This window comes from Bradyrhizobium nivariense (genome assembly GCF_029846695.2).
Taxonomy (GTDB): domain Bacteria; phylum Pseudomonadota; class Alphaproteobacteria; order Rhizobiales; family Xanthobacteraceae; genus Bradyrhizobium.
On the sequence record NZ_JARWCR020000062.1, the window covers coordinates 47,164 to 54,452 of the forward strand.

5 protein-coding genes are annotated in these 7,289 nt (G+C 65.2%); 1 reads left to right on the forward strand and 4 read right to left on the reverse strand.

Annotation, left to right across the window (positions count from 1 at the left end):
• Positions 1-141 precede the first annotated feature (141 nt).
• The 4 genes from QCM77_RS34905 to QCM77_RS34920 all read right to left on the reverse strand — a co-directional run bounded on the left by QCM77_RS34905 (position 142) and on the right by QCM77_RS34920 (position 6,038).
• Positions 142-1,803 carry a thiamine pyrophosphate-binding protein gene (locus QCM77_RS34905; RefSeq protein ID WP_279661773.1) on the reverse strand — a complete coding sequence of 554 codons (1,662 nt, stop codon included), beginning with the start codon at positions 1,801-1,803 and terminating at the stop codon, positions 142-144.
• Positions 1,804-1,911: 108 nt separating this feature from the next.
• Complete coding sequence (locus tag QCM77_RS34910; RefSeq protein WP_279690241.1) at positions 1,912-2,415, reverse strand: GFA family protein; 504 nt, start codon at positions 2,413-2,415, stop codon at positions 1,912-1,914.
• Positions 2,416-3,294: 879 nt separating this feature from the next.
• The gene (locus QCM77_RS34915) at positions 3,295-4,422 is read right to left on the reverse strand and encodes an alkene reductase (protein ID WP_280096000.1); all 1,128 of its coding nucleotides are present in this window, start codon (positions 4,420-4,422) and stop codon (positions 3,295-3,297) included.
• Positions 4,423-4,541: 119 nt separating this feature from the next.
• Entirely contained in the window at positions 4,542-6,038 is a 1,497-nt protein-coding gene (locus tag QCM77_RS34920; protein ID WP_279661768.1) for an aldehyde dehydrogenase family protein, read from the reverse strand.
• Positions 6,039-6,223: 185 nt separating this feature from the next.
• Here QCM77_RS34920 and QCM77_RS34925 point away from each other — a divergent pair, with 185 nt between their 5' ends.
• Positions 6,224-7,069, forward strand: a complete 846-nt coding sequence (locus tag QCM77_RS34925) for an SDR family NAD(P)-dependent oxidoreductase (protein WP_280096001.1) — start codon at positions 6,224-6,226, stop codon at positions 7,067-7,069.
• The last annotated feature ends 220 nt before the right edge of the window (positions 7,070-7,289 follow it).

A 7,289-nucleotide genomic window follows, 5' to 3' on the forward strand; every position in this document is an offset into this window, starting at 1 on the left:
TGCCCCGGCTTGACCGGGACATCCAGTACGCCGCAGCGTCTCGACTCAATCTCCGCCGCCTCTGGAATACTGGATCACCCGCCTTCGCGGGTGACGACGACTGAGAATGTGGCGGGCACCAGTGTCGCAAGTGACGCTGCCCTACACCTTCCCGTCCACCATCACCTCGATCAGCTTCGTGCCCGGCCGATTGAATGCCGACGACAGCGTCGCCTTCAGCTCGCGCGGATCGCTCACCTTGATCGCCTCACAGCCGAGCGCTTTCGCGATGCCGGCGAAATCGACCGGCGGATCGACGAAATCCATGCCGACGTAATTGTCGTCGCCATGGAAGGCGAGCAGGCGCTGCTTGATGATGCGGTAGCCGCCATTGTTGGCAATGACCACGTTGAGCGGCAGCTTGTGATGCGCCGCGGTCCACAGCGATTGGATCGAATACATCGCGCTGCCGTCGCCGGAGAAGCAGACCACGGGGCGATCGGGATTGGCGATGCTGGCGCCGACGGAGGCCGGCAGGCCCCAGCCGATGCCGCCGGAGGCAAGGCCGTGATAGCCGAAGCGGTCGCGGTGCGCGCGCAAGGCCGTGATCTGACGGCTGGAGGTGAGGCCTTCGTCGACCAGGATGGCATTGGCGGGCATGGCCTCGACCATCTGCAGCACCAGCCAGTCTGGATCGATGGGGCTACGGGCTCCGGCCTTGCCGATCTGCTCGACCAGCGCGGTGCGCCGCGCACTCCAGTTCTTCGGCGCGAGCTCGGCGAGGCGTTGCTTCGCGCGTTGCGCCAGGGCCGCGCCGCCCATCTCCTTCAGGACGGGGATCAGCGCGCGCAGCGTTTCCTTCAAATCCGCCTTCAGCGCGATCTCGGCGCCGTAGTTCTTGGCGATCTCCCAATCGGCCAGGCCGATCTGCACGATGCCGAGGCCATCCGGCAGCGCGTCGACCTCGCTATAGACCGACATCCGCAGCGGATCTCCGCCGAGCGCGATCAGAAGATCGTAAGGCGCCAGCGTATCGCGCGCGACCTTTTGCACGCGTGCCAGCGTGCCGACGAAGCTCGGGCTCTCCGACAGGAAATGCGAGCCGTAGGGCGTCGAGGACTGATAGGCAGCCGCACCGAGCACCTCGGCGAGCTCGGCGGCCTCCATGAGCGCATCGCTCTTGACGACTTCGTCCATGGTGACGATCACGGGACGCTCGGCCTTCAGCAGACGCGCGGCGAACGCCTTTAGTGCCTCGTCCGATGGCCTTGTGCGAGCGTCGATGCGGGTGGAGCGGCCGAGATCGATCCCGGCCTCGCTGTTGAGGATGTCGCCGGGCAACGAAATGAATACCGGCCCGGTCGGCGGCGTGGTCGCGACTTTTGCGGCACGGCGCACGATGCGCGGCAGATCCTCGAGCCGCGTCACCTCGACCGCCCATTTCACCAGCGGCTCGGCCATGCGCACCAGCGGGCCGTAGAGCACCGGCTCCATCAGGCCGTGGCCCTGCTCCTGCTGGCCCGCGGTGAGGATCATCGGCGTGCCCGTGAACTGGGCGTTGTAGAGCGAACCCATCGCGTTGCCGAGGCCGGGCGCGACATGGACATTGCAGGCGACGAGCTTTCCGGAGGCGCGGCTATAGCCATCCGCGATGGCCACCACCAGGCTCTCCTGCATCGCCATCACGTAGGTGAGGTCGGGATGGTCCTTCAGCGCGTGCATGATCGGCAGCTCGGTGGTGCCGGGATTGCCGAACAGGTGCGTGATGCCCTCGTCCTTGAGCAGCGCGAGGAAGGCGGAGCGGCCGGTGATCTTGTTCTTCATGTTTCCTCCAGAAGCGGACGTTGCCGCAAGGCAGGGGACATGATGGCCGAAGTCGGCGGATGCGCGCAAGGAAGCGCGCTCATGGCTGCGTTGCGTGGGCGCGCGGCGTCACATCTCCTCGCGCCCCAGCTCGAACGGATCCTCGCCGCTTGCCCGCTTCTTCTTTTTCGAGCGCTGCCACACCACACCGGGAAAGCCTTCCAGCGGCACCAGTGGCTCGCCGGTATAGGCCCATTCCTGCAGCTCCTCGATCGCGATGTGATAGAGCGGCTGGCGGCCGGTTCGCTCGCTGAACAACGCGCGGGGAATGTTGACCATGTGCGGCCCGCGCGGGCGCTCGTACGTGATCGGCGTGCCGCAATGCGCGCAGAAGCTGCGCGCGGTCTTCGTTGTCTTGTCCTCGTAGCGGGTCAGCGCCGTCTTGCCTGCGGTGATGCGAAACCGCTTCTTCCAGCTTCCGACATAGGTCGCATAGGCCGCACCGTGAGCGCGGCGGCTGGCGGCGGAGTGATCGTGCCAGGCCCAGCGTGCGGGGACGTCGATCTCGAAGGTGACCTTGCCGCAGAGGCATTGGCCGGTGGCAATACCTGCGGCGGCTGCGGCTTTAGCCATGGTGCTTCCCTCATTGTCATTACGAGCGCAGCGAAGCCATCGAGACTGTCTCTGCGGAAAGATCCTGGATTGCTTTGCCGCGCTCGCAATGACGAGATTGGGGCACCTGCATCACTCTTTCAATGGGCCCTCGCGGGCACGCCTTCGCGTTCTCGCGGCGCGTTTCGCCCGAGCTTTACGGTTTCGTTCGCGCTCTCTGAAGCCAAAGGGCGCAGGGAAGGCCGGGCGCCGGCGGCACCCGTTGGTCCGTGCGCTACAAGCGTGCACACGGGGTGGACCGATGGGGTGGCCGATCGCCCGGCCTTCCCTGCGCGGATGGTTTTAACGGTGTCCTTCGTGCTCTCCCCGGGGAGCGATGCACTATTGCCCCCGTCGCCCCGCCGATGGCTGATGCGCGCGCCCGGTCGGGCCACCACATCACCGCGAGGCTTGACGCACAGACCCCGGGCGTCAGGACCACACGACTTCTCCGTCCGCGGACGGTCCCGCCTGATCGTCGAGGGCTCGCGTGTGCTCACCCCTGACAACCGACAAGCCCGCTCTACAGCGCCGTGTCGTACCGCGTCGCGCGAGGACTCACGGTTGCCCGCCCTGTCATCACGCTGCCCGCGCCGACGCTGCCGCGTCCACCGCCACCCGGCCCGCATGTCGTGACGATCGCGAACGCCCCTTTGGCAGGGCCAGGATGAGGGCTGTATGCCACAAATCCGAAATTCGGAAAAGTGAAATGTTTTTGCGCAGAGGGCTTGACGGGGTGTTTTGCCCGACGCCTCGCGCGCGGCGAGAGGGCTTGGGGCCCGCGGCCACATCGTCACTGCGAGCGCAGCGGAAGCAAATCCAGACTGTCTCTGCGGAAGTATTGCCGGGCTACGGAGAAACCTACGCCGGCGTCAGCTCGTCATACACCGGATAGTCCGTATATCCTTTCTCCTCGCCGCCGTAGAATGTCGCACGGTTATAGGGCGTGACCGGGTAATCGTGCTGCAGGCGGCGCGGCAGATCGGGGTTGGAGATGAAGACGCGGCCGAACGCGATGATGTCGGCATGCCCCTCCGCGATCGCGGCGTTCGCCGTCTCGCCGGTAAATCCGCCGGCGGTCATCAGCACGCCGCTATAGAGCGGGCGGAACAGCAGCATCGCCGAGGGCACGTTCTGCCAGTTGACTTCGGCACGCCCGGACCCGCTGGAGCGCGGCTCGATGAAATGCAGATAGGCCAGGCCGAGCTTGTCGAGCGCCTTCACCACATGCGTGTAAAGCGGCATCGGATCGGGCTCGCCGGAATCATTGGCGATGCCGTGGGGCGACAGCCGCACGCCGACGCGGCCCGCGCCCCAGACGTCGATCGCGGCCTGCGTCACCTCGAGCAGAAGCCGCGCGCGATTTTCGATCGATCCGCCATATTGATCGGTGCGCTGGTTGCTGCGCGATTGCAGGAATTGCTCGAGCAGATAGCCGTTGGCGCCGTGAATCTCGACGCCGTCGAAACCGGCGGCCAGCGCATTCTTCGCGCCCTGCCGGAAGGCCTCGACGATGCCCTTGACCTCGTCCGTCTCCAGCGCGCGCGGCGTCTCATAGTCGGAGATCTTGCCGTCGGCGGTCATCGCCTTCAAGCCCTCGCCCTTGATCGGGATCGCCGAGGCCGAGACCGGCAGCTCCCCGCCGTGGAAGGAGGAATGCGAGACGCGGCCGACATGCCAGAGCTGGAGAAAGATGATGCCGCCCCTGGCATGCACGGCGTCGACAACCTTGCGCCAGCCCGCGATCTGCGTCTCCGAATAGATGCCTGGCGTCGCCGGATTACCGCGGCCGTGCGACAGCACGGGGGATGCTTCGGCGATCAGTAGACCGCCTGGCGTCGCGCGCTGGCCGTAATATTCGGCGTTGAGCGGTCGCGGCGAAAAGCTTTCGCGTTCGGCGCGCATGCGCGTCAACGGCGCCATCGCGACGCGATGCGCGAGCTTGTACGGACCGATCTGCAACGGTCTAAACAACGCCTCGAATTTCATGTGGGCCCCGAATGGCTAAGGAAGGATGCGTATCATATAGCGAGGGGCGGCCACCGGAAAAGGCGCCACCCCTACAAAAGCAGATATTCCCTCTCGCGGAACGCAGGAGAGAACGGGTGTTACGCCGTCTTGATCCAAACGGCCTTCACGTTGAGATATTCCTCGACGTGCTGCTTGCCGGACTCGCGGCCGTAGCCGCTCATCTTGTAGCCGCCGAAGGGCACCGCCGGGTCCATCGCCTGATAGCAGTTCACCCACACCGAGCCGGCGCGCAGGCTCTTCGCGACCGCATGCGCCTTGCTGACGTCGCGCGTCCACAGGCCCGAGCCGAGACCGAACGTGGTGGCGTTGGCCCGCTTGACCAGCTCGTCCATGTCCTTGAACGCGATCGCGGAGATGACCGGACCAAATATTTCCTCCTGCGCGATCCGCATATTGTCCTGGACGCCCGCGAACACCGTCGGCGAGACGAAGAAGCCCTTTGACAGCGCGCCTTCGGTGACGCGGCCGCCGCCGGCGAGCGCCCGCGCGCCTTCCTTCTGGCCGATGTCGAGATAGCTGGTGACGCGCTCGAGCTGCTGCTCGGACACCAGCGGTCCGATCTGGGTGTTGGGATCGAGACCGTTGCCCACTTGCAGCTTCTTGCCGAACTCGGCGACGCGGCCGACGAACTCCTCATAGATCGACTGCTCGACGAACAGCCGCGTGCCGGCGCTACAGATCTGCCCCGAATTGGCGAACACCGCCATGGCGGCGCCCGGCACGGCGGCATCGAGATCGGCATCCGCGAACACGATGTCCGGCGACTTGCCGCCGAGCTCGAGCGAGACACGCTTGAGGTTGCCGGCCGAGGCACGGATGATCGACTGGCCCGTGACATGCGAGCCGGTGAAGGCAACCTTGTCGACGTCGTGGTGCGAGGCAAGCGCCGCGCCCGCCGTCTCGCCATAGCCGGGAACCACGTTGATGACGCCGGGCGGAACGCCCGCTTCCATCGCGAGCTCGGCGATGCGCAGCGAAGTCAGCGGCGCTTCTTCGGCGGGCTTGAGCACGACGGTGCAGCCGGTCGCGATCGCCGGACCGATTTTCCAGATCGTCGCAGTCAGAGGACCGTTCCAGGGAATGATGGCGCCGACGACGCCGATCGGCTCCTTCAGCGTGTAGGAGAAGATCTCGCCGGGCAGCGAGTTCTCGATGGTCTCGCCGTGGATCGCGGTGGTCTGCCCGGCATAATAGCGCAGCATGCCGACGGCGCGCAGGCGATAGGCGCGGGTACGGCTGAGCGGCGCGCCCATGTCGAGCGTGTCAAGCTGCGACAATTCGTCGAAATTCTTCTCGACGAGGTCGGCGAGCTTGAGCAGCAGGTTCTGCCGCTCGAACGGCTTGACCTTGCTCCAGGGCCCTTCGAAGGCGCGGCGAGCGGCAGCGACTGCACGGTCAATATCTTCCTTGTCGCCCTCGGCAACGGTTGCGAGCAGCTCGCCGGTTGCAGGATTGTGGGTCTCGAAGCGCTTGCCGGAGGCAGCATCGACCCACTTCCCGTCGATCAGCATCTGCTTGTAGGACCCGTTGGCGAACGGATGGCGCGTGATCGGAATAGCCTGCGACACAGCCATGGCTGAACTCCCTGTCAAATGATTGATTGCTTCGATCTGGGCGGGATCGTTGGGTCGAAGAGAATACAGCCGCGCCGGAGAAGCGTAAAGGCGGCGTGGAACGAAGACCTCCCATGCCGACTTGTGCAGGGTCGCGCGAGCGCCATGTTATAGTTCGACCGAGCCCCTCCCCCGGAGACGGATCCATGCCGCACCCCGCCATCGTCAAGGACAATGTTGCCGTGATCACCGGTGGCGCGTCCGGCATCGGATTCGCCGCCGCAGCAGCGTTCGCGCGCGCCGGCATGAAAGTGTGCATCGCCGATGTGGATCAGATGCGGCTGGCGGAAGCCGCAACAAAACTCTCATCCGTCACTTCTGCCACACATGTGATGACCTTCGCCGTCGATGTCAGCAAGGCCGAGAGCGTCACGGAACTGGAGCGCGCCGTGCGCGAGCGCCTCGGCGGTCCCGACATCCTCATGAACAATGCGGGCATCCAGCCGGGCAGCACGCTGTTCGGCGAACCCGACAACTGGCAGCGCGTCATCGGCGTCAACATGTGGGGCATCGTCAACGGCTCGCGCATCTTCGCGCCCAACATGATCGCGCGCGGCAGGGCCGGCCTGATCATCAACACTGGTTCGAAGCAGGGCATCACCACGCCGCCCGGCGATCCCGCCTACAACGTCTCCAAGGCGGGGGTGAAGGCTTTTACGGAAGCGCTCCAGCACGAACTGCGCAACACCGGGAATTGCCGCATCACCGCGCATCTGCTGATTCCCGGCTTCGTCTTTACGGGCCTTACCGCGAAGGGCCGCACAGAGAAGCCGGCCGGCGCCTGGACGGCTGAGCAGACCGTGGATTTCATGTTGGCACGGCTGGAGGCCGGTGATTTCTACATCCTGTGCCCGGACAACGACGTGCCGCGCGCACTCGACGAAAAGCGCATGCTGTGGGCCGCCGGCGATATCGTCGAGAACCGCCCGCCGCTGTCACGCTGGCACCCGGATTATGCGGATGCGTTCGCGGAGTTTGTGAAGGGGGATTAGGCTATTTGACCCTCATGGTGAGGAGCGCGGAACGCGCGTCTCGAACCATGCAGGTCCGACTGGGGCCTCAATCCTTCGAGACGCCCGCTTCCAGCGGGCTCCTCAGAGGGTGTGATCTATTCGACGGCTCATCGAGCACTATAGCCGAAAGCCGTCGCAGTGTGATTCTCTGGCGATGGCGGATTCGCAGGAGACCACGATGGCAAGCGATGAATTGTTC